General features: G+C 39.0%; 1 protein-coding gene. It reads right to left on the bottom strand.

The features are described from left to right. On the bottom strand, positions 1 to 385 hold a 385-nt coding region (locus tag HPC67_RS15675), incomplete at both ends, for a spore coat protein (protein WP_217589836.1).

Below are 385 nucleotides of genomic sequence, written 5' to 3'. Positions count from 1 at the left end.
GTCTGTGTCAGTGTTTGGATCGATAGTGCAATATCTGTATCGGTTGTTGTGACATTAACATTTCTAGAGTTTTCAATCACTAGTTTTTGACGGTTTGACTGCTTGTTAACAGATTGTTGCACTAAGTCTTGGATGACTTGATCTGCTAAATCACCGTCTGCTATTGATAAGTTTACAATTGTAATGACAGCAGTTTGGAGGGCGGCTTGAATGGATGCAGCAACTTGAGTGTCAGTAGACGTAACATCAATGTCGCAAGAATCTCTAACGATAATCATTTCTTCAGATGTTTGTTTGTTAAGGCTTAGCTGATCAAAATCTTGAAATGCGTTAGCATCTTCTCCTCCAGAACAAACGTCATGACAAACCGCTTCTCTTTTATAGC

This window comes from Lentibacillus saliphilus (assembly GCF_019093865.1).
GTDB lineage: Bacteria > Bacillota > Bacilli > Bacillales > Amphibacillaceae > Lentibacillus_B > Lentibacillus_B saliphilus.
This window is presented reverse-complemented; position numbering and strand designations above follow the sequence as displayed.